Source organism: Sphingobacterium gobiense (assembly GCF_002980575.1).
Lineage (GTDB): Bacteria > Bacteroidota > Bacteroidia > Sphingobacteriales > Sphingobacteriaceae > Sphingobacterium > Sphingobacterium gobiense.
In genome coordinates this window covers 199,262-225,941 of sequence record NZ_PVBS01000001.1, presented here as the reverse complement: position 1 = coordinate 225,941, position 26,680 = coordinate 199,262, and the positions used below count along the sequence as shown (strand labels likewise).

Annotated in this window: 19 protein-coding genes; 7 read left to right on the top strand and 12 right to left on the bottom strand. The window is 40.9% G+C overall.

Annotated features, from left to right (window positions below):
• Window positions 1-30: 30 nt before the first annotated feature.
• On the top strand, window positions 31-1,518 hold the full coding sequence (locus C5749_RS00980) for a RagB/SusD family nutrient uptake outer membrane protein (RefSeq protein ID WP_105722186.1): 1,488 nt from the start codon (window positions 31-33) through the stop codon (window positions 1,516-1,518).
• Window positions 1,519-1,577: 59 nt separating this feature from the next.
• Here C5749_RS00980 and C5749_RS00975 read toward each other — a convergent pair whose 3' ends face one another.
• Window positions 1,578-2,249, bottom strand: a complete 672-nt coding sequence (locus tag C5749_RS00975) for a tetratricopeptide repeat protein (RefSeq protein WP_105722184.1) — start codon at window positions 2,247-2,249, stop codon at window positions 1,578-1,580.
• Between the two features lie 294 nt (window positions 2,250-2,543).
• On the opposite strand from C5749_RS00975, the gene lon reads away from it, so the two are divergent.
• Complete coding sequence (lon, locus tag C5749_RS00970; protein ID WP_105722182.1) at window positions 2,544-5,003, top strand: endopeptidase La; 2,460 nt, start codon at window positions 2,544-2,546, stop codon at window positions 5,001-5,003.
• A 66-nt stretch (window positions 5,004-5,069) separates the two neighbouring features.
• A complete protein-coding gene (rnhA, locus tag C5749_RS00965; protein ID WP_105722180.1) occupies window positions 5,070-5,570 on the top strand; it encodes a ribonuclease HI in 501 nt (166 codons plus the stop codon).
• Window positions 5,571-5,590: 20 nt separating this feature from the next.
• Here rnhA and C5749_RS00960 read toward each other — a convergent pair whose 3' ends face one another.
• Window positions 5,591-6,325, bottom strand: coding sequence for an SIMPL domain-containing protein (locus tag C5749_RS00960; protein WP_105722179.1), 735 nt, complete (start codon window positions 6,323-6,325; stop codon window positions 5,591-5,593).
• A 206-nt stretch (window positions 6,326-6,531) separates the two neighbouring features.
• On the opposite strand from C5749_RS00960, the gene C5749_RS00955 reads away from it, so the two are divergent.
• Window positions 6,532-9,270 (top strand): S9 family peptidase, encoded by a 2,739-nt coding sequence (locus C5749_RS00955; RefSeq protein ID WP_105722177.1) that lies wholly within the window; start codon window positions 6,532-6,534, stop codon window positions 9,268-9,270.
• A 170-nt stretch (window positions 9,271-9,440) separates the two neighbouring features.
• A complete protein-coding gene (locus C5749_RS00950) occupies window positions 9,441-11,630 on the top strand; it encodes a glutamine synthetase III family protein (protein WP_105722175.1) in 2,190 nt (729 codons plus the stop codon).
• A gap of 20 nt (window positions 11,631-11,650) precedes the next feature.
• Here the strand turns inward: C5749_RS00950 and C5749_RS00945 are convergent, their stop codons facing one another.
• Entirely contained in the window at window positions 11,651-12,727 is a 1,077-nt protein-coding gene (locus C5749_RS00945; RefSeq protein WP_105722173.1) for a DUF6807 domain-containing protein, read from the bottom strand.
• A 114-nt stretch (window positions 12,728-12,841) separates the two neighbouring features.
• On the opposite strand from C5749_RS00945, the gene C5749_RS00940 reads away from it, so the two are divergent.
• Window positions 12,842-13,396, top strand: a complete 555-nt coding sequence (locus C5749_RS00940) for an NADPH-dependent FMN reductase (RefSeq protein WP_105722171.1) — start codon at window positions 12,842-12,844, stop codon at window positions 13,394-13,396.
• Between the two features lie 36 nt (window positions 13,397-13,432).
• Entirely contained in the window at window positions 13,433-13,813 is a 381-nt protein-coding gene (locus tag C5749_RS00935) for a hypothetical protein (RefSeq protein ID WP_105722169.1), read from the top strand.
• A gap of 4 nt (window positions 13,814-13,817) precedes the next feature.
• Here C5749_RS00935 and C5749_RS00930 read toward each other — a convergent pair whose 3' ends face one another.
• The 9 genes from C5749_RS00930 to rny all read right to left on the bottom strand — a co-directional run bounded on the left by C5749_RS00930 (window position 13,818) and on the right by rny (window position 26,440).
• Entirely contained in the window at window positions 13,818-14,708 is an 891-nt protein-coding gene (locus C5749_RS00930; protein ID WP_105722167.1) for a helix-turn-helix domain-containing protein, read from the bottom strand.
• 41 nt (window positions 14,709-14,749) lie between these two features.
• Window positions 14,750-16,378: an L-glutamate gamma-semialdehyde dehydrogenase gene (gene pruA, locus C5749_RS00925; RefSeq protein WP_105722165.1), complete on the bottom strand. Its 1,629-nt coding sequence runs from the start codon at window positions 16,376-16,378 to the stop codon at window positions 14,750-14,752.
• A 133-nt stretch (window positions 16,379-16,511) separates the two neighbouring features.
• A complete protein-coding gene (locus C5749_RS00920; protein ID WP_105722163.1) occupies window positions 16,512-17,042 on the bottom strand; it encodes a DUF962 domain-containing protein in 531 nt (176 codons plus the stop codon).
• Between the two features lie 23 nt (window positions 17,043-17,065).
• Window positions 17,066-20,167 carry an efflux RND transporter permease subunit gene (locus C5749_RS00915; protein ID WP_105722161.1) on the bottom strand — a complete coding sequence of 1,034 codons (3,102 nt, stop codon included), beginning with the start codon at window positions 20,165-20,167 and terminating at the stop codon, window positions 17,066-17,068.
• 11 nt (window positions 20,168-20,178) lie between these two features.
• Complete coding sequence (locus C5749_RS00910; protein WP_105722159.1) at window positions 20,179-21,270, bottom strand: efflux RND transporter periplasmic adaptor subunit; 1,092 nt, start codon at window positions 21,268-21,270, stop codon at window positions 20,179-20,181.
• 7 nt (window positions 21,271-21,277) lie between these two features.
• Window positions 21,278-22,522, bottom strand: a complete 1,245-nt coding sequence (locus tag C5749_RS00905) for a TolC family protein (RefSeq protein WP_105722157.1) — start codon at window positions 22,520-22,522, stop codon at window positions 21,278-21,280.
• A 69-nt stretch (window positions 22,523-22,591) separates the two neighbouring features.
• Window positions 22,592-23,926 (bottom strand): sensor histidine kinase, encoded by a 1,335-nt coding sequence (locus C5749_RS00900; RefSeq protein ID WP_105722155.1) that lies wholly within the window; start codon window positions 23,924-23,926, stop codon window positions 22,592-22,594.
• A 3-nt stretch (window positions 23,927-23,929) separates the two neighbouring features.
• Window positions 23,930-24,607 carry a response regulator transcription factor gene (locus tag C5749_RS00895; protein ID WP_105722153.1) on the bottom strand — a complete coding sequence of 226 codons (678 nt, stop codon included), beginning with the start codon at window positions 24,605-24,607 and terminating at the stop codon, window positions 23,930-23,932.
• A gap of 273 nt (window positions 24,608-24,880) precedes the next feature.
• Window positions 24,881-26,440, bottom strand: a complete 1,560-nt coding sequence (gene rny, locus C5749_RS00890; protein ID WP_105722151.1) for a ribonuclease Y — start codon at window positions 26,438-26,440, stop codon at window positions 24,881-24,883.
• Between the last annotated feature and the right edge of the window lie 240 nt (window positions 26,441-26,680).

The following is a 26,680-nucleotide window of genomic DNA, read 5'->3' as shown; positions in this document are numbered from 1 at the left end:
CGATATAGAAATATTAAAAAACACTGAAAAATGAAACTAACATATATTTATATTGCAATCTTTACGTTGGTCACGACGTCCTGCAGCGACATACTCGATACAGCTCCCACTGACGCGGTTGTGGATACCGAAATTTACAAATCAACGGAGAATATAGAAACCGTTATAGAGGGTACATGGAGATACCTGAACGACACCTATTTTACCTACGCCAATCCTGGTTATACCGCATTCATGCGAACGAGTGACGCGATGGGAAACGATGTAGCTGTTACCACCAAATATGGTTACCGAGATGCGTACACCTTTAACGAGATGATCAATTCGACAGCATATCGTGTAAGGTCACTCTGGACCTTGTTATACAAGGTAATTGACAACACAAACAATGTTATCCATAGAGTCGATGCTGCTGAAGGTAGTGATGAGGACAAGGAGCTTTTGAAAGGACAGGCAAAAGCGCTGCGGGCATTCTGTTATCTCAATCTAGCGTCTTTCTATCAGTTCAGTTACCAAAAAGACAAAAATGCGTTAACAGTGCCTATCTACACCGAACCAACTACCCGAGAAACGAAAGGAAAGCCAAGAGCAAGCCTGGAAGATATCTACCGTCTAGTCTTGAATGATCTTAATGATGCATCTACGCTATTGGAAGATTACGAACGTCCAAACAAATACCGAATCGATACGCAAGTCGTACAAGGATTATTGGCTAGGACTTATTTGAATATGGGACTATGGGAAAAAGCGGCCGAAGCAGCAGAGAACGCAAAAGAAGGGTATGACCTCATGACAGCCGAGGCCTACGAGCAAGGATTTAATGATGTCGGAAATGCCGAATGGATCTGGGGACACGTGCAAACTAGCGAACAAAACACCGCAAGTTATACATTCCATTATTTGGATGTTTCCTCCTCTGGCTCTTATTATTTCAGTTATATGGCCGACCCCTATTTTAAAGACTTATTTGATCCGAGCGATATCCGTTATAAGCTCTTTGAATGGGACGGCGAACCGGGAAGAGAGGGCTTTTTGCGTTACAAAAAGTTTAAATTCAAATCTAACCTAATTGGCGATATCGTCTATATGAGGTCTGCAGAAATGTGGTTAATTGCAGCTGAAGGTTATGCTCGTGCCGGGCAAACAACTAAAGCGATAGAAATGCTCAATACCTTGAAGGCTGCACGAAAAACACCTCTTTATTCAGGCGCTTCGGGGGTATTGCTCGAGGAAATACTTATCGAGCGTCGGAAAGAACTTTGGGGAGAAGGCTTTGCCCTTTCAGATATAATTCGTACCCAAAGATCCGTTGAACGAAAAGCCTTTTTAAATAGTGACGGTACACCCATCCAAGTCGAAGTCACTACGCCTGACGGTGAGGTAAAAAAGGTGAATGGACAAGGGCACCGTGTTGTTAACTTCCCAGATGGTAAAGATTTCACGGCTAACAGCCCTTATTATATTTTTGCCATTCCAGACGAAGAGATACGTCGGAATCCTAATTTAAATAAAGATTAAACGATCAAAAAAGGCTGTCCGAGGACAGCCTTTATATTATTCGATTATCTCGATTATCACTACTTTAAATTATCTCGATAGACTTTCGCTTTTTTTACTTCCGTTTGAATATCCTTACGAGAAGCATCATAACTAAGTACCTTTTCGTAATCAGCTACCGCTTTATTATAGGCGTCCGTCGCTTTCGCCTTATTATAGTTCGCTGCGCCTGTAGTACCCGTCAAAATTCCAAGATCACGGTAAGCTATTGCTCTATTTTGATACAATTTTGCGTCATTCGGCGTGATCGAGACGGCCTTGCTGTAATCCTCTATAGCGGTTTTTAACAATTGCTCTTTCGCAGCATTATCTAACTTACTTCCGCTTGCGATTGCCAAATTACTGCTAGCTTTACCTTTATAATAATATGCCGACGTATGTTTAGTATCCAAGGAGATAACCTTCTTAAACGTCTCAATGGCTTTATTATAATCTCCATTATGGAATTGAGAATATCCTAATAAATACTGTACATCCGGATCGTTTGCTTCTGCAGGAAGTGCTTTTTGCAAATGCGAAGCAGCTGATTTAAAATCGCCATCTAATAATGCTTTCTGCCCTAAGCGAACATTCGGATTGCTGTGCTGTGCTTGTTCTTGCGCTTGAACAGTTAGTGTAAATAAAGCAATTGTAGCCGAAGCTAAGCCTAACTTCACCGCTCTCCATGGGTTACTCAAAAATCTCCGTTTCATATAATTTTTTTTATTCTGCTAATTTTTTATCAAACACTATTCTATTGGAATAAATCTCCGTTAAATAGTTTAACAATACAAAGCGAAGTTATAAACATTTCCACATTTATTTTGCATACGAAATGTCTTTTGTCACCTGCAGCGTTCTGCCGATTTAACAGGTTTCTTTGTTTATTAACATAAATGATACCAAATTTTAAACTTGGCATTTCTCTTGCACATAATGGTTTCGTAATTACTTTCTCATAAATCAGTTAAAATTCTGACATATTGTCGGAAGAATGCATATATATAATGAATAAAAACGACACATTTGATATTAAACAAGTATTTTCTGTCATAAACGAGGACACGGAGTTTTTTCCGTTGCTGAGTTCGCAGGATGAAGAAGAGATGACCAAAGCCGATATACCTGAAATACTACCAATACTCCCACTACGTAACACGGTACTTTTCCCGGGTGTCGTAATCCCCATCACAGTGGGGCGCGATAAGTCTATTAAATTAGTAAAGGAAGCCTACAAAGGAGATCGTACTATCGGAGTAGTTTCTCAAAAAGACATGAATATTGAGGAACCTACCCTAGATCAACTTCATAAAATCGGTACTGCGGCCAATATCATTAAAATTTTGCAAATGCCCGACGGCAATACTACGGTGATCATTCAAGGGAAACAGCGGTTTAAAATAACGGAAATGGTGACCGCCGACCCCTACCTAAAAGCAAAAGTAGAGCGTGTTGTCGAAGATAAACCCAAGGTATCCAGTAGAGAATTTAAGGCGTTGATTTCTTCTGTAAAGGAACTGGCGCTGCAAATCATTCAGCTTTCCCCAAACCTTCCTAGCGAGGCCGGTCTGGCGATCAAAAATATTGAAAGCCCTACTTTCCTCGTGAACTTTATTTCATCGAATATGGCGTTGGAAATACAGCAAAAACAGGAGCTTTTAGAAACGAAAGATTTTGTAAAACGGGCCAAGATCCTCTTAGAGCACCTCACGACCGAAATCCAAATGTTGGAGCTAAAAAACCAAATTCAGAACAAAGTTCGGGTAGACTTAGACAAACAACAACGGGATTATTTTTTGAATCAGCAACTCAAGACTATCCAAGAAGAACTAGGTGGAAACACACCAGACTTGGAAATGCACGAACTGGAAAATCGAGCTAAAGTCAAGAAATGGTCTGTAGAAGTGCGAAAGCATTTCAATAAAGAATTGGAAAAGCTCGGACGTATTAATCCAGCTGCTGCCGACTATTCCGTCCAGATCAATTATTTAGAGTTAATGCTTGATCTACCCTGGGGAGAATATACAAAAGACAACTTCGATTTAAGTAGAGCGATAAAAGTTCTTGACAAAGACCATTATGGATTGGAGAAGGTCAAACAACGCATTATCGAATATCTAGCGGTGTTGAAACTCAAAAATGACATGAAAGCACCCATTCTTTGCTTAGTAGGTCCTCCCGGCGTAGGAAAGACGTCGCTAGGAAAATCTATAGCAAAAGCACTGGGACGTAAATATACCCGTATGGCATTAGGCGGTATCCGCGATGAAGCAGAAATCCGCGGACATCGAAAAACTTATATTGGTGCTATGCCGGGGCGTATTATTCAATCGCTTAATAAGGCGGGAGCATCCAATCCTGTTTTTGTTTTGGACGAGATAGACAAGTTAGGTGCAGATTTCAAAGGAGATCCATCGTCCGCCTTGTTGGAAGTATTGGATCCGGAACAAAACACGAATTTTTATGATCATTACGTAGAGATGGAATACGATCTTTCCAAAGTTATGTTTATCGCTACGGCAAATTCATTGAACGGCATTCAACCAGCTTTGTTAGACCGTATGGAAATCATTGAGGTAAATGGTTATACAATTGAAGAAAAGATAGAAATTGCAAAAAAGCATCTCCTTCCTAAACAACTTCAACAACACGGACTCGCAAAAAAAGATGTTTCGTTAAATAATAAAGTGATTGAGAAAATCATTGACGAATATACACGAGAATCAGGCGTGCGCGGTTTGGAAAAGAAAATTGGCTCTATCGTGCGTGGCGTGGCTACACGTATTGTCATGGAAAAAGAATACAATCCGAAAATAAGCGCACAGATGACGGAGGAAATACTCGGCGCGCCATTATTTGACAAGGATTTGTACGAAGATAACGAGATCGCAGGCGTTGTTACGGGGCTCGCTTGGACCGCCGTAGGAGGCGATATTCTATTTATTGAATCGAGTTTGAGTCCCGGAAAAGGAAAGCTAAGCTTAACTGGCAATTTGGGAGATGTAATGAAGGAATCTGCTGCTATTGCGATGGCCTACCTAAGATCCCACGCGGAAGAGTTTGACATCGACTATAACGTATTTGATAAATGGGACGTCAACATCCACGTTCCAGCAGGTGCTACGCCGAAAGACGGCCCTTCTGCCGGTGTAACGATGTTAACGGCTTTAACATCTCTTTTTACCCAACGAAAAGTGAAAGAAAAACTCGCCATGACCGGCGAAATCACATTGCGCGGGCGCGTACTTCCAGTTGGGGGGATACAGGAAAAAATTTTGGCAGCAAAACGTGCCAATATTAAGGAAATCATTTTATGCAGAGCCAATGAAAAGGATGTTTTGGAGATTAAGGAAGACTATGTCAAAGATTTAAAATTCCATTATGTTACCAAAATGTCTGAAGTCATTGGCATCGCGCTTTTGAACCAAAAAGTTAAGCATCCAAAAGATTTGAATCGTGTAAACTAGTCCTATAAGCCCGCTAATCGTATGCGGGCTTTTTAGATAAGAAGATATTGTTTACTTTTGGATTTCATGATTGAACTTTATACAGATGGCGCATCAAGCGGCAATCCAGGTCCTGGTGGTTACGGAACTATTTTAAGAACAGTTTATCAAGGTAGTAACCCTGTATTTCAAGGCAAACTTATCGAAAAGGAATTTTCGGGTGGTTTTCGGAAAACGACTAATAATCGTATGGAGCTTTTAGCGGTGATAGTAGGCTTAGAGGCTCTCAAAAACACCAATCAAAAAGTTACAGTATATTCCGATTCCAAATACGTTATCGATGCTATCGATAAAAAGTGGGTGTATGGTTGGATGCAAAAAGGATTTCAAGGAAAAAAAAATAAGGATCTTTGGTTGAGACTGATGAATTTATACAAACAACATCATATAAAATTAGTTTGGGTAAAAGGTCACGCCGGACATCCACTGAATGAACGCTGTGATCAATTAGCAGTAAAAGCCTCAAAAGACAAGGCTAATTGGCAAATCGATGCAGTATTCGAAGCAACATGTAGAGACGTTCTTTGAAGAAAGCTCTACAATCCAAGTCATTTGGCTGTGTAACTCGTCTTTACGGTAATATTGGCTGTCTTATTTCGAGCGGTTGTATTAAACGCTCCTCCATAAGAATATTCTTCATTGTCGTTCTGCCCCGTTATCTGGAAAATTCCTAAATCTGCTTTGATCAAATCCCCCAACGAGGAACCTGCCTCGGTAGCAATGTTCGAAGCTCGTTGTTTCGCGTTCTCAGAGGCTTGGGAGATCAATTCTAATTTGAGATCTTCTAACTTAGAATAATAATAGTTTGGCGAATTTGAGCTGAGCTCAATACCCTGTGAAATCAACGTAGAGATTTCTCGCGAAGCATTATCTACTTTATCTAAATCTGTTGATTCGACACTTACATTCTGTGACAAATTATAACCCGTGAATGTATTATAACTATTTCCTTGGCCGTCTGAATGATAGGAAAATTCCCGGTTAATGTTGACCGCATTAAATATAATTTCTTTTGGTTTGACACCCTGTTGCTCCAAAAATTGACGTACCAAATCCCTGTCTTGTTTTAACTGTTCTGAAGCGGCACTCAAATCCATGGATTTACGATTGAAGGATGCCGACCATTTTACGATATCCGATTCAAAATCCTTTTTTGCATTTCCCGTAACGTTTATTGTATTATTGATTCTATATTTATATTTATACGCATTTGCCAATATCACAGCAAAAATTACGATAGCTAGGGCACCGATCACAGCCGCCAATATACTATTTGATTTCATATCTATCTCTTTAATAAATGATACGCGTGTTATTCACCAATTTCCGTGCCTAATGTTATTGGCTTTTTACTTTTTAATCCTTACTTTCAGCGCGAATTAGTTAGTTTACCCTGGTGAAAGCTTCAGCGTCATTACCTCAGAAAGGATATTAATAAGAAATCTCGCTCAAGTAAGCTTCATCGTCTTAAAGAAACAATCTGTTTATAATGAAAATTCGTATAACCTTTACATTAAGCATTTTAGTCTTATCTACCGGACTATTTGCGCAGAAACTTCCACTAGATCATAGCGTTTATGATAATTGGAAAAGCATTAGCAATCCTGAAGTTAGCAAAACGGGACAACTCATCCAATATCAGATTATACCGCAAGAGGGCGATGCGATATTCGAGGTCAAAACTAAGGATAATGAACTCCTTTTTTCCTTACCTCGCGTTGCGGACGCAAAGCTTACGCGAGATGAGTCTTTCCTCATCGCTAAAATAAAGCCTACTTTCGAAGAAACAAGGCAAGCGAAAATCAAAAAGAAAAAAAGTGCAGATATGCCGAAGGATTCCCTGATTATCATAGGCATCCAAAATAAAGATCAATGGAAATTTCCAACAGTAAGTACGTACAAACTTGCACAAAACAAAAATGAATATGTCGCGTTTCTGGGATCCGATTCCACCGCTATCCTTCATGTTAGAAATCTGGTCACCGGCGATACATTGAATTTCTGCAACGTAGACCAATATGCATGGAGCCCGAACGAAAATTTTCTCCTATTTTCCAAGAAAAACTACGAGAAAGATTCCTTGTCCGCTGATGCCGGTCTGTATATTTTCGATATAACCAGCAAGAAATTAAAAAAGATCAGCAATGGACGGGGTGATTATAAAGAATTACTTTTTGATGATGCTGGTACACAACTGGCCTTTCTCGCGGATAAAACACCGGAAAAATCAATTCTTAAAGATTTCAAGCTTTACTACTATACAGCTCAATTCGATACCGCTCGTGTACTTGTTAGCCAACAAAGTATGGGAATGCCGTCTCAATGGCGGGTAAGTGGCGATGGAAAACTGAAATTCAGTGCGAATGGCCAAAAGTTATTTTTTGGGACAGCTCCGATTCCGAAAGTAAAAGACACCACATTAGTCGATTTTGAACACGCGCAGGTAGATATCTGGCATTGGAAAGATGATTATATACAACCGCAACAGCTCGCCAATTTAAAACGGGATAAAAGCCAAAATTTCCTTGCTGTAATATATCCAAGTGCTAATCGATTGGTGCAACTCGCAGATGGCACATTTAATCGGACCAATATCACGGACGAGGCAGATAACGAATGGATATTGGCCACGTCCGATTTTGGCAAGCGCATCGCTGCACAATGGCAAGGTTTCGCCTTATCGGATATTTACGCCATATCCACTATATCTGGCAAAAAAAAGATCGTTAAAGAAAACCTAAATGGCTATGCATCGATATCCCCAAAAGGGGATTTTGTCCTTTATTTTGATCGTGAAACCGGCAATTGGTATAGCTACCAGATTTCTTCGGGAAGAACAGTCGTGCTAAACGATGGTTTGCCCGTGAATTTCGTAGATGAGGAAAACGACTCCCCGTCGTTGCCAAGTCCTTATGGAATAGCCGGTTGGTCCGCAGACGGCAAAGTTGTTTATATTTATGACCGATATGACATCTGGAAATTTGACTTGGCTGGAAAAAGAAAAGAACTGCTTACCAACGGTGAAGGACGTGCAACGCAAACCATCTTCCGCTACATTGATTTAAACCAAAACGACGATCCACGATACAAAACAACGCTTATTCCCAACAGACAGAACATTTTTATCACGGGATTTAACGAAAAGACCAAATATAACGGTGTGTATACTGTGAACACTTCCAAAAGCAGAAAACCAGATGAAATTTTTTCTGATGGATATACATTTCGGAACTTTAAACGTGCATCGGGTGGCGAAACAATCATCTATACCAAAGAGAATTACGTGTATTCACCAGATCTATATGTAAGCAAACGATTTAAAAACGAATCTCGTCTTACCGATATCAATCCTCAACAAGTAGCCTATAATTGGGGAACAGCAGAACGCGTACAATGGACGACACCTTCTGGTTTCGCTGCTGAGGGTATTTTATATAAACCCGAGAACTTTGACCCGAACAAAAAATACCCCATTATTGCATATTTCTATGAAAAGTTAAGCAACGGGCTATATAGTTACCAAGCACCAGCCCCCACCCCCTCCCGATTGAATATACCTTATTATGTAAGTAACGAATATTTGGTATTTGCACCGGATATACGTTATGAAATCGGATATCCAGGAAAATCCGCAGAGGAATATGTAAATTCCGGCATGCGTTATTTGACCCAGAATTCTTGGGTCGACTCTACCAAAATGGCTATTCAAGGACAAAGCTGGGGTGGCTACCAGGTAGCGCATTTGATTACACGGACGAATATGTATGCCGCGGCATGGAGCGGTGCACCCGTCGTCAATATGACATCTGCTTATGGCGGTATCCGTTGGCATAGTGGCATGTCCAGACAATTCCAGTACGAACAAACACAATCACGTATCGGAAAAACGCTATGGGAAGACCGTGAACGCTATATCGAAAATTCACCGCTCTTCTTTTTGGATCGTGTAACAACACCTGTCGCTATTATGCACAATGATAACGATGGTGCAGTGCCCTGGTACCAGGGCATCGAGATGTTCACAGCGCTACGGCGTTTACAGAAACCCGTTTGGTTATTAAACTATAACGGAGACGAGCATAACCTGATGAAAAGACAAAACCGAAAAGACATACAGATTCGGCAAGCACAATTCTTTGACCACTTTCTAAAAGGCAAGCCAGCTCCAGAATGGCTGGAACGCGGTGTCCCTGCGAAAGAAAAGGGAATTAACTGGGGTTTTGAATAAAAAACAAAAACAAAGATGTGACTTATCAAAAAAAATGCATGCTTTTGTTATTGCCAACAAAAAAAACAAACAAAACATGCTATTTTTATTCATTTTTTTATTGTATTTCCTAAAATAAATGTACTTTTACAACGAAAAAACAACCGAAACTATAAAAAATATCATAAAAAATGTCAAGCCCTAGATTTAAAGCAACAGAGTTAGCCATATCTCGTCCGGTAGAAGATATGGAAAAAGTAGAATCGCTAAAGGCAACTAGTATCTACGGAAAGAATGTATTTACTATTGCGAAGATGAAAGATTATCTTTCCAAAAGCACATACAAAGAACTTAATCAAATTATTGACGCAGGCACAAAGATATCGCGAGAACTCGCGGACCAGATTGCACAAGCAATGAAAACATGGGCTATCAGTAATGAGGCTTCACATTACACCCACTGGTTTCAACCTTTAACCGGCAGTACTGCAGAAAAACATGATGCTTTCTTCGAACCCGATGAAAACGGAAATGCTATTGAGAAGTTTTCAGGCGATTCGTTGGTACAACAAGAGCCAGATGCTTCTTCCTTTCCTAGCGGCGGTATTCGCAATACATTTGAGGCCCGCGGTTATACGGCATGGGATCCCTCTTCTCCAGCTTTTATCTTCGAAACTGCAGCAGGCAAAACACTATGTATTCCCACAGTATTTGTTTCTTACACAGGTGAATCTCTGGATTACAAAGCACCATTATTAAAAGCAATAGAATCAATCGATAAAGCCGCGACTGACGTAGTTCAATATTTTGACAGGTCCGTAACGAAAGTTAATGCTTCCCTTGGTATCGAACAAGAATATTTTCTAGTCGATCTTTCGTTATTTCATGCGCGCCCAGATCTTCAATTTACTGGCCGTACCCTTTTTGGTCATATGTCCGCAAAAGGACAACAATTGGAAGACCATTACTTTGGTGCTATTCCAGAGCGTGTTTTAGCTTATATGGTAGATTTAGAAAATGAAGCCTTGAAGCTGGGTATTCCATTGAAAACTCGACATAACGAAGTCGCTCCTTCTCAATTCGAATGTGCACCGATGTATGAAGAAATCAACTTAGCAATTGACCACAATCAATTGTTGATGAATTTAATGGAGCAGGTGGCTGTTCGCCATCACTTTAAAGTATTATTACACGAAAAACCATTTAGCGGAATTAACGGGTCAGGAAAACACAACAACTGGTCATTAATTACCAATACAGGTGTCAATCTTCTTTCACCGGGTAAGACTCCAAAAAACAATCTAATGTTCCTAACCTTTTTCGTAAATACGATTAAAGCCGTATATGAACATGCTGATTTACTTCGTGCGTCTATCGCCAGCCATAGTAATGATCACCGTCTAGGGGCAAATGAAGCACCTCCGGCAATCATCTCTATTTTCTTAGGCTCTCAATTGGATGAAATTCTAGAAGAAGTAGAATCTGCCCGTGTAGCGAAAAAAGTGAAAAACGATGCTAGTTTGTGGCATGGAATTCCTAAAATTCCAGATTTGCAGTTAGACAATACCGACCGTAACCGTACTTCACCTTTTGCCTTTACCGGAAATAAATTTGAATTCCGTGCTGTTGGATCGTCCGCAAACTCCGCGTTACCAATGATTGTACTCAATGCTATCGTTGCCAACCAACTTATTGAGTTTAAAACAGAGGTCGACAAACAAATCAAAAAAGGTACGAAAAAAGACCTCGCCTTGCTTAACGTTATCCGCAAGTACATCAAAGAATCGAAAGCGATCCGTTTTGAAGGCAATGGATACAGTGATGAATGGGCTGTTGAAGCAGAGGCTCGTGGGCTTTCTAACATTAAATCAACACCTAAGGCATTAGACGTATATATTAAAGAGGAAAACCTTGCCTTGTTTGAAAAATTAGGCATATACACCAAGCGCGAATCAGAAGCACGTCACGAGATTTTGTTGGAAAACTTCTTTAAGAAACTTCAAATCGAAGCTCGTGTAATTGGCGAAGTAGTAACCAGCCAAATCGCACCGGTATGTTTCATTTATCAAAATCAGCTTATCGAGAATGTCAAAGGTTTGAAAGATTTAGGTTTAGCAAATGAAGCTTATAGCTCTCAGATTAATTTAATAGAGCGTATCTCCAAACACACCAATCTGATTTTGGAAAAAGCGGAAGAAATGCGTCAATCACGTAAACAGGCGAACAACATCGAAGACCTCCGTGAACGCTCAATTGCTTATGACGAAGTCGTCAAACCTTATTTTGACGAGATTCGTTATCATGTGAACAAATTGGAAAAAATTATCGACGACAACAAATGGCCTCTTCCAAAATTAAGAGAGTTATTATTCTTACGATAAGAGGACAACGCTACTAACCTTCAATTCATAGCGCCAGCACTCAACGGAAAGTTGAGTGCTTTTTTATGGCACTTTTCATTTGCAAAATATCGCCATTCATTTTCGATATCTGCTGCGACCCGTTGGCCGTCAAAAACCACCAATCTATACATAAGCGTGTAAGTATGGTCAGGTTCTAAGAGCCAATCCCGATCTTTTGTTGGAGAAAAATTGATGAATACGTTTTCTTTTCCGCCATTGGCCCGGCCATCCCAGATACGTAGGGGTTCAGGGTGATTAAAATTCCGAGGATGAGATAATATCGCCATACCACCATATCCATTTGGTGAGAACTCTCCCTGCACCATACACCAACGCGCTCTACTACCATCCGTTTCTTCCCGCGTTCTACCTTCGGAAGTCAGTACGCTACTGTTATCAGCGTTCCAGGATGCCAATGCCCGCCATCCTAGACCACCATATCGGTAAGTAAGAAGCCGTAGTGGTTTGGAGGTAGCACAACGCATTTTAATAGTTATATCAATCCAGTAATGATCATCCTGATCCTTCGGTAAGCACACTTGAACTGTTTGCCACTCATGAAGTGCTACCTCTTCGCGACCGTCCGCTTTAAAGACAACATGGTCATGGAGCACTGTATATGCTGCGTCCCGCGCGTTGACTTCGTGATGTATTAACCGAACAAAGCGAACTGTCCCCGACTTTTTATAAAGATTCCAAAAATCGACAGTATCGCCTTTAAATAACGTATGTGTCCAAGAATTCCAAACGCCATAGTGATGGTAATGATCCCGCGGTTGTATCCGTGTAAGTCCATGTCCTTTTAAGGTATAAATCGGATGGATAAAACCGTTGCGTCGGTAACTACTATCCTGTCCTTTTGGTGGATAGACGGTATTGAAATGATAAGTAAGTAATGGTTGGTCATTCTTAAAAACGGTAAGCACGCTATCTATAACCAACTGAAGGCTATCCGTCCGTGTACCGTCTTGATCATAAGTAATATGTACAGATGATCCACATACGAGCATCATCATTGTACTTGCTATATATAGCAATAAGGTCTTTCTATTGGTCATCAGTTTCTGCTTTTTCATTAAACTAATTCGAAAACTACACTTACAAACATAACTTTTTATATGAAATCAGCATGAGTCAAGGATCAAAAAAAAATAATCCTTAGATTTATACCATAAAACAACCCTACATTGATGAACATCTTAGCATTCGCCGCAAGCAATAGCGCTCAATCCATTAACAAGCAACTGGTAACGAGTGTTAGCAAATACTACAAAGCATCCGACGTCATTATAGAAATACTGGATTTGAACGATTTTGACATGGTGCTTTTCTCGAAGGAACGAGAAAAGGCATCCGGTATCCCATCGTTGGCCTATGCCTTCGCCGAAAAAATTGATCGAGCAGACTTTATCCTCATATCTTTTGCAGAGAACAATGGTAACTATAATGCCGCGTATAAAAATATAATAGACTGGGTATCCAGAATACCAAATAGAAAAATTTTCAATGGCAAACCAGCTTTTTTAATGGCCACCTCTCCCGGAAAAAGAGGCGGACAATCTGTATTGGAAATTGCCGTCAACAGATTACCTTTTGATGGTGCAGAAGTATTGGAGAATTTTAGTCTTCCGGAATTTTCTCAAAACTTCGAAGAAGGTAAAGGCGTTACAAACGTATTATTCAGAAGCCAATTGGAAGCTAAAGTCCGGAAAACAAAAAAGATACTAAAACAAAAATTTGAGTAAAGTAAGTAACTTTATTAATAAAACCACACCATACAGATGCAAGGAAAAAGAAAAATTTGGATAATTGCCGTCGGTTTAATTCTCCTGTTGGGATACGGAATCTGGGAAGCTTACAACCAACCGTCCATCAAAGATTTACAAGGTGATTTTGAAGAGGTGGCGTTTATTCGAAATGATCAGAATAAAGGGGGGATTATGCGCGTTTATGCCGTGACCGTGGGCGACATGGAAAACGCACAATATGACGCCTGTGCAGATATGTTTCCTACGAACGATTATGGGAGTACAACGAAAATATATTTTTTCGATAAGTCAAAACCCTACCCGAGCATTTTGACAATCGAGTCGCCTCATTATGATACAGATCAATATGAAGCAGTTATGATTCTTAAACGGACGGGATCTGACAAAAAATAAGAAGCTATCTTTTTCGAGTACGTGCGGCAATAAATTCTTTAGGAGACACTTTCATTACATGTAGAAACACCCTGTTGAAATGGACAGCCGTGTTAAATCCACATTGATAGGCTGTTTCGGCGATGCTTTCTACTTTATTGTTAACTAATAATTGACATGCACTTTCAATACGTATTTCGTTAAGGAAAGAGATAAATGTTTTTTGCGTATGTTTTTTAAAGAACTTACAAAAAGCGGTAGGTGTTAGGTGGATGAGTGCGGAAACTTCTTCGATAGAGATCGTTCGTCTATAATTTTCAATCGCATATTTAATCACGGTATGGATACGAAGCCCATCGGCTTCTTGAAAATGAACTTTACTTAAACCAGAATACATGGATATAAATTTATCTTCTCTAGCCACCAGTTCTTTAAAGATATTTAGTAGGTTAATCAATTTAGATGCACCTTCTTTCCGATATAGGGATACGAATAACTCCTTCAATGGCATCGCGAATTGCTCTGGTAGCAATTTACTAGCGTCCATCGAATAAAACAACGACTTAACAACGCTCATTTCGTTCATATCAAAGAATGGACGTAGCTTTTCCAACGAGAAAAAGAGATGTATAATGCGTATCCGCGGTTCTTCTGCAATATGCTCGTCTTTAAAGAACAAATGCGGATCATTAGGCTTGATAAGGTATAGCTGATTTTCCAAACAAGGGCGTATTAGGTTGCCCAGCATGAGTGCGCCCTTTCCCTCCACAACATAGGTAATTTGAAATTCCCGATGCCGATGGTAATATTCGTAAAAATTCGTCCCCGTATTGTCCATGACGTAAAATGCCTCATCACCCCGAACGGGTACCGTAAATTCGATTGGCTCTTTATGTTCTGAAGATTTCATCATCATGATATAGCCCACGGTTTAAGCCGTGGGCTTAAAATAATCAACTAACCTAAAAATGGATAACGATAATCCGTTTCGGGATTAAAAGTCTCCTTGATGGTACGTGGGGACACCCAACGCAACAAGTTAATCATCGCACCGGCCTTATCGTTTGTACCCGAGCCTCTAGCGCCGCCAAAAGGTTGTTGGCCAACGACAGCTCCTGTACATTTATCATTAATATAGAAATTACCGGCTGCATTACGTAGCTTATATGTTGCCTCATCTACGGCATAACGACATTGAGAAATAACCGCGCCCGTTAAGGCATAAACGGATGTTTTGTCCACCAGCTCCAATGTTTCTTCCCATTTGTCATCTTCGTAAACATAGACTGTTAGGACAGGGCCAAATAATTCCTCTGTCATCGTTTCATAATCCGCCACCTTGGCCTGAATAACTGTCGGGTGAATAAAATAGCCTTTTGATTTGTCGTATTGGCCACCGATAATAACTTCTGCGTCTGTTGCCGCTTTCGCCCGGTCTATGTAACTGGATATCTTGTCGAATGCTTTTTCATCAATAACAGCATTGATAAAGTTACTTAAGTCTTCCGAACCGCCGATTTTGAAAGAGTTAATATCACGTTCCATGCGCGGGCGAAGATCATCCCACAATGATTTGGGTATATATGCGCGCGACGCCGCCGAACATTTCTGGCCCTGGAATTCGAAAGCTCCACGGACCAATGCGGTGTTAAGAACATCGATATCGGCAGATGGGTGTGCCAAGATAAAATCTTTCCCACCTGTCTCGCCTACAATGCGTGGATATGTTTTATAGCGATGGATATTTTCACCTATGGTTTTCCATATATTTTGGAATACAGCCGTAGAACCAGTAAAATGAATACCTGCAAAATCCGGATGTTTAAAGATTACTTCTCCTGCATCCGGTCCAGAAACATAAACTAGATTGATTACGCCGTCCGGAACCCCCGCTTCCTTAAATACTTTCATCACGATATTCGCCGAGTAAATCTGCGTGTTAGAAGGCTTCCATACCACGACATTTCCCATCATCGCAACACTAGATGGTAAATTTCCGGCAATAGCCGTAAAATTAAATGGCGTCAGTGCAAAAACAAACCCTTCTAGCGGACGTTGCTCTACTCTATTCCAAAAACCTTTTGGACTCACAGGTGGTTGTTGGCTATAGATTTCGGTCATATACGCCACATTGAAACGTAAAAAATCAGCAAGCTCACAAGCGGAGTCAATCTCTGCTTGAAAAGCATTTTTCGATTGGCCTAGCATCGTTGCTGCATTGATGATGTAGCGATATTTTGTTGCTATTAATTCAGCAGCTTTTAAAAAGATAGCTGCGCGTTGCTCCCATGGAAGTTTTTCCCAATTTTCCTTTGCTGCCAAAGCAGCATGAATTGCATTTTCGACATGACTCTTTGTCCCTTCATGGTAATAGCCCAAGATATGCTGATGGTCATGCGGAGGTGTCATCTTCGCTTTGTTTCCTGTGCGCACTTCTTTTCCTCCGATGTACATGGGAACATCTACTTCCTGTGCTCTTGCCTCTTCTATAGCCGCTTCTAATAGCTCCCTTTCCTTTGTACCAGGAGCATATGAATTAACCGGCTCATTAACTGGTGTAGGAACATTAAAAAATCCTTTTAACATAACTCTGCTCTTTTTTTAATTTGAGATAAAATTACCTATTATATAGTACGTTAAATATACGGATTATGTTTTTATATAAACATATATTGCCTAATAACAGTATACATCGGGAAATATAGGCAAAGATAAGTTGCTAATACTTTATTTTAAGGTCAATGAATACCTTAGACCAAAGCCAAATTGGACCTATCGTCAATAGCCGCCAAACGTCTATCCATGCGGTATGATGAGGTATTTTTCTAATTTGTAAAAAGGTCGTCGATACCCCTATAATAGTTAATACGGTACAGACTAACCATACTGCAGGCCCTCCATCGCGTTCGAGATATTCCAACTGGACAATAAAAAAACTCATTACACCGATCGTGAAAAGCATGGCATACGATAGTGTTGGAGCCAGCCGTAAATACAAATAGATGATAATCGCAATGTAAAAGGAACCCCAGTTCAGAAAGGTATCCATATGCATGCGAACCAGAAAACCGAGTTTAGGAAACGGGATCATCCAAATCAATCCCAAAACACCAAAAAATACAAACGCCAGACTGATAGTATACAGCCCCTTATGACCACTGGAAAAACGTTGATCCATTTCGTAAAAATAACGGTCGACAGCCCTATCAAAGTCTGGCGTTTTTAGTCCCTTATTGTATCGCTTGCTCATAACGCAAAGGTACATAATATCTTTTAAGCGCTTACCTGATGTTGTTTTCTATTTGCCCAGTAAAACACAACTGGGATAACGGTAAAACTCAAGAATAAACATATAATCAATCCCCCGACAATCATAATAGCGAGTGGTTTTTGAATTTCTGACCCCATACCGGTGGACATCGCCGCCGGTAATAATCCCATCGACCCCATTAGTGCAATCATAACGACCGGACGTATCCGGCTTCTAACCCCTGCATAAATAGCCGGTAAAAGTTCCATCCGTTGCCGAAGGTTATCCCGTATCACGCCGATTAATACAATCCCGTCAATTGTGGCAACGCCGAACAAGATAATAAAACCGATACCCGCCGAGATACCAAAGACGGTACCTGTCACCCATAACGAAATAAACCCACCGATGAATGCAAAAGCTAAAGTCAGCGAAGATATCAATGTGTCTCTTATGTTCCCAAAATTGAAATACAACAATATTAATATGAGTGTCAAGCTGACCGGGACAACCAACGCCAATTGTTTAGCGGCACGTTCCTTGCTTTCAAACTCACCTGCCCATTCCATATAGTTTTCCTGCGGCAGAGACACTTCTCTTGCGACAACTTCTTTCGCTTCATCGATCGTGCTCCCTAGATCGCGTCCTTCTATGCTGAATCCCACACCGATATAGCGACTACTTCCCTCTCGATAGATAAATGCCGGCCCAGTTTGGTAACCTACCGTTGCAATCTCCTGCAAAGGAATATTCTGGCCGCTGCTGGTCGGAATCAAAATATTCTTAATTTTTTCAGGTGTGTCCCGATAAGGTTCGTCAAAGCGTAATACGACATCAAATTGGCGATCGTCCTCATAAAATTTAGTGGCTGCCTGTCCACCGATCGTCATCTCGACAACTGCCTGGACATCCGCCGTAAACACGCCATACTTCGCCATTTCCGAGTCGTGTAATTGTATACGCAATTCCGGTAGACCAATATTTTTATACACATTGATATCCGTAATACCATGTACCTTGTCGATCGCTGCTGCTACCTGGTTGGCATAATCTTCCAGATCATATAAATCGTTTCCAAAAATTTTGATGACCAACGAACTCTTCACTCCGGCTACGAACTCCTCGACATTATCCTGTATTGGCTGACTGAATCCGAATGTGACACCAGGGTAGTGGTCTAGTTTTTCTCGTATGTTTTGGATTATATCCTCTTTCGTGATTTTACGCGTCCAAGTTTCGGCATCCTTCAGCTGTACGTGAAATTCAATATTAAAGAAACCAGTTGGATCGGTACCGTCATTCGGCCGCCCCGTTTGTGTCAAGACGAAATCTATCTCTTCCGCACTCTCTTCCATTGAAGCCTTCATTTCTTTTGCCAAGCGGGTGGATTCGTTTAAATTTACACTATTGGGCAACGTTGCACGGATATAAATAGCGCCTTCGTTCAGCTTTGGTAAAAACTCGGATCCATAATGCATAAACTTGAATATACACAACATTAAAATGCCAAGAAAAACACCAATCGTTGTTTTTTTATACCGAAAACTTACGGCAAACAAACCAAAAATAGTGCGTTGAAAAAACCGCGTCACCATGTTCTCCCGCTCTTCTATATTTTTTGTAAACAAAAGTTTACACATAGCAGGCACATATGTCAGGCTGAGAATCAAAGATCCCAACAGGGCGTAAGCTAATGTAAAGGCCAAAGGGCTGAACATTTTTCCTTCTACTTTTTGGAAAGAGAAAATTGGTAACAAAGCGACGATCAAGATAATCAAGGCGAAGAAAATATAAGAAGCAACACTTCCCGCACTTTTCTTGATGACCCCCAGCTTACTCATCTTCGCAAAACGTTCCGGCCCGACCCGGTGTGACAAGCCGGCCAATGCTACAAACACAGTTTCCACGATCACCAGTGTGCCTTCTAACAACAAACCAAAGTCCAGCGATCCCATGGATATAAGGTTCGCTGGCAACCCTTGTATCTTTAGCATCACAATAGCGAACAAAAAAGACAAAGGAATTACCGAGGCAACGATAAATGTAGACTTCCAATTGTACAGAAAGATGAACACAATTAAGGAAACCAATAAGATACCCTCTATTAGATTATGAGACACAGTCCGTACCGTATTGTCCACTAAGTGTGTACGGTCGAGAACCGGCTCGATATGTACACCTTCCGGCATAGCGCGCTCGTTCAGTTCCTCTATTTTTGCTTTCAAATCAGTAATCACTTCCGAAGGGTTCTCGCCACGGAGCATGATCACAATCCCTTGCACTAAATCGTCCTCATCGTTAAATCCCACTTGTCCCAATCGGGGCTTATTTGAAATTTCAACCTCTGCAACATGTTTTATTAAAATCGGGGTCGAACCGTTTAGTTTAACCGTAATATTTCCAATATCTGCTAGCTTATCCAATAACCCCACGCCCCGTACCACATATGCTTGGTCACCTCGTTCGATAACATCTCCCCCGACGTTAATATTCGATTTCGATACGGCTTCGTATACATCTAGCGGTGAGAGGTCGTAATTCTTGAGTTCGGCGGGGTGAATCTTTATCGCATAAATTTTCTCTTCGCCACCAAAGCTAACAATATCGGCCACACCGGGAACACCTAAAAGCTCCCGTTCGATGACCCAATCTTGCAAAGCCGTTAATTCCTTAATCGGCAGATCGCCTCTTATTACATAGCGAAAAATTTCGCCCGTCGCTCCAGATGGCGGTTCTACCTCTGTATCTGTACCATCCGGTAAATCCACACCCGCTAATTTATTGGAAACGTATTGTTGCGCATAAAAGTCTTCTACGCCGTCTTCAAATTGAACCGTAACGACGGAAAGTCCAAATAACGAGATGGAACGTACGCTCGATTTCCGCGGAATACTGTTTACTTCTTTGGATATGGGCAAGGTTACCAACTTCTCCACTTCTTCCGCACTCCGTCCAGGCCATTGTGTAATAATACGCGCTCGCGTATTGGTGACATCGGGAAATGCTTCTACTGCGGTATGGCGCAAAGCATATGTACCGGCGAACACCAATATCATCACCGCAAACAATACAATGGTTGTATTTTGCAACGAAAACGTCACTATATTTTGTACAAACTTCTTCATTCCACCCTGCTTTATTGGTTCAGCTGTTCGAAAATCAACAGCGCATTCGTTCCTACGACCATCTCGTTTGCATGTAGTTTTTCTTTAACATACGTATACTCCTCGTTCTGTCCGAGTGTCGTTATCGGTCGAACATCCATGTCGCAGCTATCTCTATACACCACCATATACTCTTTATTGTTACTAAACACTTTTGCTCGGTTTGGAATGGCCAAAGCCACTTCCGTATCTTTACGGTCAAGGTCAATGATGATATCTGCGCTCAGACCCGGCTTTAAATCCATATTCGGATTCGGCAGCACCACACGCGCCTTCAACACATGTTCGTTGTCATCAAAGGTGTTATAAATCTTATCAATTTTACCTTCGTAAAATCTATCTGGATAAGCAATTGTACGCACTTTCACTTTATTACCTTCTTGTATATGGCGTAAATTCGTTGCGTAGATATTTACCATGACCCATACCTCTTTTAGATTGGAAATAGAAAAAAGTGGCTCGTTATCGCCCGTTATACTTTGTCCCGGGCTAATCGACTTTTGTATAATATACCCATTTTTTGGCGCCAATAGGTGGAAAGCATCTTTCCCCGCCGCCCGATATAAGGACAGGCTTTCGTTGATCCGCTCCAACTCTAATATGGCACTTTCCAGTTCATGCTCTACAGTCAACACATCTTGAGTCGTTGCTAAGCCATCGGCTGCCAGTTCCCGCGTACTTTGCGTTTGCTTTTTCAACAAGACAATCTGATTTTCCTGAAACCGTTTTTGTTGGTATAGTTCCTGTATCTGGGCAGATTTTATCGTCGCCAGTACTTGCCCTTGCTTCACCTGATCCCCTAATTCAAAAGATACGCTTTCTACAACGCCTTCCAATAAGCTGCGGAAAGCAACCATATTGTTTTCGTCGTAATCTATCTTACCAGATAGTGTCAGCTGCTCTGTAATTGGTTGTTCTTTTACCTTGATAATCTCCGTTGATTTCCTCAGCTGATGGTTTAGGCAGAACGCTTCTCGCGCTGATGATTTCTCTTCGACTTCTGGCGTACAAGCGCTAAGACTCCAGAGTAACGCCGCAGCACCCCAATAAATTTTCCTTGTCATATTCTTTTTAAAAGTCTTTACCTAATAAATATTGTAGTTCTTCGAATGTGAGGTTATAATTTTCCCATATCGATATATAAGATTCTTGTGCTTCTCTATGGGATTGTACGTAATCAATAAATTCCATTAACGTCACCTGCTTTTCCAGTAAGTGTTTATGGTAGCTTTCCATCATCTTCTCCTGCGGTTCGGTATCTTCCCATCCATTCAGTATATTTTCGTACCCCAGTAACTGCTTTTTGTATTGGTTTATCTCTTCCTCGATTTCAGACTGTAGCCCTTCATAAATCACCTTCTCCTGATCAAGCTGATAGCGTGCTTTTTGTATGTTTCCTTTATTGCGATTGAAGATGGGCAAATCTATCGACAGGTTTAAGCCGATAAAATCTTGCATAATATTCCCACCGCGGTCATATTCCACCCCTACCGTCATATCCGGTTTACGGTTGGCGCGTTCAAGCGTTAGTTCGCCCTCCGCTTTTTTTACGGAAACGGCTTGCTTCTGAATGGCGATGTTTTGTTCGGCAAGCAAAGTCTTTATATCTGCCGGAAGCAAAATTGTTCTACTCGTAAATCTTTGGTTAATCTGTAACTGATCAAGTTCCAAATCGGATAGCCGTGTCAAAATACGGAGCTTAGAAAGATTCGTTTCTGTATCCGCTTCGAGATCGATTAAATCTTTCCGCAAACTCGCCAATTCGTTGTTTACTCGGAAATAGTCTGCCTTGGTTATGTTCTGCTGGCTGGCCTGGCGGTCATATTGATTTTTCATTTGCTCGAAAAGCTGCACAATATGCATCAACTGCGAACGGTTATATTTCACCGACGAGAGTTGATAAAACGTCTGCCGCAGTTCCTTTTTTAATTCACGAACGAGCTCCTCAAATTCGTATACAGCCATCCGATGTTCCAAACGCTTAATAGCTACTCGCTTTTTCCGCTTTCCAGCAGTTTCGATCAATTGCTCCAACCCTACGGAAATTTGTTGTGTCTCTCCCCAACTCCCAAACATAGGTGTCATCCGCTCCCCCCCGGGGTTTGTCCACAGGTTAACTTCACTTATGGCCAGAGTAGGATTCTCCCATACTTTTTCCTGTACAATTTCTGCTTCAGCTTTGCTTATTTCAAACTTCTCCGCAATGATTAAATAATTACGTTGCAGAAAGCTGGCTTCAAGCTGGTCTAAACTATATGGCTGTGCATAGCTAACAAAAGCAGCACAAAGTGTTAAAACAGTTAAATAATATCTCACCTTCTATACATTTTCAACAAATGTACGTCAGCAACGTTAAGCTAAATTTCGTGATAGATTAGAATTTGATTAGAAATGCAAGTGGACAATTGTTCCCTGCGTACTCGAAGAGATTTCCATCTCTACTTGATGAAGGGAAAAAATAATATTCGCCATCGATAACCCGATACCCTTCCCTTGATATTTCTGTGTGTTATGGCCTCGATAAAAATTTTGCCGAATATGTTGAAGATCCTGCTGCGGAATACCAATCCCTTGATCGATAATAGAGACGACCAACTTATTTCCCTGCTCGCGAAACATAACCTTAACCATCTTATTATTCGAATATTTAATCGCGTTTTCTAGAACGTTTCCAATAGCCAGTTCAAGTAGCTTGTCGTTGCCTTCGACAGTCAATAAAGCATTATTTTCTACTTGAAGATCAACATCAATATGTGCCCGGTGGTACAGTACCATATTTTCCACAAGCTGCCAAAGCACTTCATCAACCCGCGTTGGCTGTAGTTCGAAATTCGTCTTCGCGCCTGAAAGGAGCATCATTTGATCCAATGTAGTTTGTAGGTCAAGTGTGTATTGTCTTAATTGGGTAATCGCCCGTTCGTACTCCTCAACAGATCGTGGTTTACTTTTAGTTACCTCCAACGTCCCCAACAACGCTGTTATCGGTGTGCGCAGTTCGTGGGATACGTAATCGATAAAATTCTTTTGTACGTTGAAGGTCTTTTCTATACGTTTTACAAAATGATTATAAGTATTCACTAAGTCTCCGATCTCCGTGTAGGTCCTGGTCAACGAAAGGGGTTCGTTGAAGTTTTTACTATCTCGGTCTTTAATTTGACTAATGATCTTGATAATAGGTTGATAAGCGATATAGCTTAAATACTGCGAAAACAGGAAGATAAACAGTATACCGAATAAAAAAACAGCCATCAATATATGAAAGAGGGACGACATCTGTGCATTAAACTCAGTCCTAGACTCTCGCGTAATCACGACGAAGTCGCCTTCATTATCTGGATAGAAGATCCCATTGTAGAAGAATAAATCGGTCTTAAAAAAAGCATTTCCCATGTGCCTTACATCTGTAATAAACGAAGAAGGAATTTCGTCAGGGGCCCGCATATCTCCGTTGTACACGTTATTCAGGCTATCAAAGACGACAATATGCTGTCGAGAAATCGTACGATGCAGCTGGTTTTTAACGTTGGTGTGTTCTAGAAAAGAAAGCTCGTCCTGTTCTAAATAGTAAATGGCGGCCAGTAAAGACTTACTTTCCAGTGATTGCTGCTCTTTTCGTTCGAGTTGTGCGTAATAGGAGAGATAAATCACGATCGAGAAAACCAGCATGATGACCCCGAACATCACAACAGAATATAACGATAACCTGTGTTTTAACTTCATATGCTATACTTTGAACATATACCCGACACCCTTGACAGTAAAAATATACTTGTCATTATCCTTTTCGATTTTACTTCGGAGATAAGATATATAGACGTCTACTACATTCGTGTGATTATCAAACGTAATACCCCAGACTGCGTTTAAAATTTGCATTCTGGTGACTGTTTTACCTTCGTTTTCCACCAGATAGATAAGCAGCTTATACTCTCTAGGTGACAAATCAACCGGGTCCTCTCCCAACGTTACTTTATACTGTTCAAAATTGATGTGTAGACGCCCAAACTGTAGTTCAGCCTTCGGTATTTCTAGGTGTTCGTATCTTCGTCTACGAGTAAGCGCTCGGATGCGTGAAAGTAGCTCATCAAAATGAAAGGGCTTCGTAAGATAATCGTCAGCACCATAATCTAATGCCGATATTTTGTCCTGAACACTATTCAATGCGCTTAACATGAGGATAGGGGTATATACTTTTTTGTAGCGCAATGTCTGTAAAAGCTGTACACCATCCATATCTCCCAACATGATATCCAAAATAATAAGATCCCATTCGATGTTGATATATTGTTTTAATACATCTTCCGCATTTTTGCATAACGTTACCATATAGCCACGCTCCTCCAGTCCTTTAATCAAAAAGTTACTGATCCGGTTATCGTCTTCTACTACAAGAATTTGCATAAGCTGGTATTTATTCAAAAATAAGGAATTTATTTTACCCCTCTTTCTTTATAGAGGGGAGACAAAAACCGAACGAAGTGAGCTCAAGGTTTGAGGCATATAGAAATTCATTCTTAGCACCTCCCACTATCTCAAACATCCACAGCGACGATTTTTTCGTTCCTTTTTCTAAAAAAAGAACATCTAAAAGTGATTAAATTAACGTCTAGCTTAATTTCACAAAAAAAGCTGCCTTTTTCGAGGCAACTGTACTTTTGATATATTTAACAATTACTATTTCGCGTACGAAACCGATCTTGTTTCACGAATAACCGTTACCTTGATCTGACCTGGGTAGGTCATCTCCGTTTGGATACGGTTGGATATGTCTGCTGCCAAGATCTCCGCATGCGCATCAGAAACTTTCTCTGATTCGACCACAACCCGCAATTCGCGACCCGCTTGAATAGCAAATGTCTTTTCCACTCCTGGATAAGAAAGGGCGAGTTCCTCCAATTCCTTCAAACGTTTAATATAGCTCTCAACCACCTCGCGGCGGGCACCTGGACGCGCACCGGAAATAGCGTCACATGCCTGGACGACCGGTGAAATCAACGAGGTCATTTCTATTTCATCGTGGTGCGCCCCGATAGCGTTGCAAACATCAGGATGTTCTTTATATTTTTCCGCCAATTGCATACCCAAAATAGCGTGTGGCAATTCCGGATTGTCATCAGGCACTTTTCCGATATCGTGCAAAAGACCAGCACGCTTCGCATGTTTTACATTTAGACCGAGCTCTGCCGCCATCGTTGCTGCAAAGTTGGCAACTTCGCGGGAGTGCTGTAACAAATTCTGACCGTAGGAAGAACGGTAGCGCATACGGCCAACCATCCGTATCAGTTCCGGATGAAGGCCATGTATACCTAAATCAATTGCCGTACGCTCGCCGATTTCAACAATTTCATCTTCAATCTGTGTACGCGTCTTCGCCACCACCTCTTCAATACGAGCGGGGTGAATCCGTCCATCAGTCACCAATCTATGTAACGACAAACGGGCTATCTCCCGGCGCACTGGATCGAATCCAGACAATATGATCGCCTCTGGCGTATCGTCTACAATGATTTCAACGCCTGTAGCCGCTTCCAAAGCACGAATGTTACGTCCCTCGCGACCAATGATTCGGCCTTTAATTTCGTCGTTTTCAATATTGAAAATGGATACGGTATTTTCGATGGCTGATTCGGTTGCTGTTCGTTGAATCGTTTGGATAACGACTTTTTTAGCTTCTTTTGACGCCGTCAATTTTGCTTCATCTACGATATCCTTGATTTGCATAATGGCTTGTGAACGTGCTTCTTCACGAAGGGAGTTAACTAATTGTTCTCTAGCTTCCTGAGCAGACAAACCGGCTATTGTTTCCAATTGTTTGATGTGCTGATTCTTTAATTGATTTACCTCTTCCGATTTCTTCTCGTTGAGTTCAATTAAATGATCAAGTTTCTTGCTTTTGCTGTCTAAATCTTGCTTTTCTCTATTGAGACTTTCCAATTTTTGATTCAACGACTGCTCCTTCTGCCGAATTGTATTTTCTTTTTGAACCACCGCACTATTGCGTTGGCTAACTTCCTTTTCATGCTCTGCTTTCAATTGCAGAAACTTTTCTTTTGCCTCTAAATTCCGTTGTTTTTTGTAATGCTCAGCTTGCTGTTCAGCTTCTTTAATGATGCGTTCCGCCCTTTCTTGTGCCGCTTGTTCTTGTTTTTTGAAGACTGCCTGCAACAAAAAACGACCAATAACGATACCTATAATAAGCGAAATTATAATTAAAATAATTGTAATTAAATCCATTGTTTATATATATAGTATTTCTGTTTATTCAAAAAAAAACCGCAATTAAATGTAACAGGTCCCATGTATTATTAAACTTCGATTACACATGATTTGAGCAATTGATCATGACCTAGATGGCTTTCGCAAAATGGCCTACATCTTTTTTCGCTCGTGATATTGAAGCGTTAAGTTTAAAATAGTGACAACCCGAATTTAATTGCGGCAAATTCGTCGTTATAAGCTCTGAAATAAAGAACG

Coding starts and splice junctions, on each gene's coding strand:
- C5749_RS00980 (WP_105722186.1), top strand. CDS start 31: ATGAAACTAACATATATTTATATTGCAATCTTTACGTTGGTCACGACG.
- C5749_RS00930 (WP_105722167.1), bottom strand. CDS start 14,708: ATGATGATGAAATCTTCAGAACATAAAGAGCCAATCGAATTTACGGTA.
- lon (WP_105722182.1), top strand. CDS start 2,544: ATGAATAAAAACGACACATTTGATATTAAACAAGTATTTTCTGTCATA.
- C5749_RS00920 (WP_105722163.1), bottom strand. CDS start 17,042: ATGAGCAAGCGATACAATAAGGGACTAAAAACGCCAGACTTTGATAGG.
- C5749_RS00945 (WP_105722173.1), bottom strand. CDS start 12,727: ATGAAAAAGCAGAAACTGATGACCAATAGAAAGACCTTATTGCTATAT.
- C5749_RS00940 (WP_105722171.1), top strand. CDS start 12,842: ATGAACATCTTAGCATTCGCCGCAAGCAATAGCGCTCAATCCATTAAC.
- C5749_RS00950 (WP_105722175.1), top strand. CDS start 9,441: ATGTCAAGCCCTAGATTTAAAGCAACAGAGTTAGCCATATCTCGTCCG.
- C5749_RS00895 (WP_105722153.1), bottom strand. CDS start 24,607: ATGCAAATTCTTGTAGTAGAAGACGATAACCGGATCAGTAACTTTTTG.
- pruA (WP_105722165.1), bottom strand. CDS start 16,378: ATGTTAAAAGGATTTTTTAATGTTCCTACACCAGTTAATGAGCCGGTT.
- C5749_RS00955 (WP_105722177.1), top strand. CDS start 6,532: ATGAAAATTCGTATAACCTTTACATTAAGCATTTTAGTCTTATCTACC.
- rnhA (WP_105722180.1), top strand. CDS start 5,070: ATGATTGAACTTTATACAGATGGCGCATCAAGCGGCAATCCAGGTCCT.
- C5749_RS00900 (WP_105722155.1), bottom strand. CDS start 23,926: ATGAAGTTAAAACACAGGTTATCGTTATATTCTGTTGTGATGTTCGGG.
- C5749_RS00935 (WP_105722169.1), top strand. CDS start 13,433: ATGCAAGGAAAAAGAAAAATTTGGATAATTGCCGTCGGTTTAATTCTC.
- rny (WP_105722151.1), bottom strand. CDS start 26,440: ATGGATTTAATTACAATTATTTTAATTATAATTTCGCTTATTATAGGT.
- C5749_RS00975 (WP_105722184.1), bottom strand. CDS start 2,249: ATGAAACGGAGATTTTTGAGTAACCCATGGAGAGCGGTGAAGTTAGGC.
- C5749_RS00915 (WP_105722161.1), bottom strand. CDS start 20,167: ATGAAGAAGTTTGTACAAAATATAGTGACGTTTTCGTTGCAAAATACA.
- C5749_RS00960 (WP_105722179.1), bottom strand. CDS start 6,325: ATGAAATCAAATAGTATATTGGCGGCTGTGATCGGTGCCCTAGCTATC.
- C5749_RS00910 (WP_105722159.1), bottom strand. CDS start 21,270: ATGACAAGGAAAATTTATTGGGGTGCTGCGGCGTTACTCTGGAGTCTT.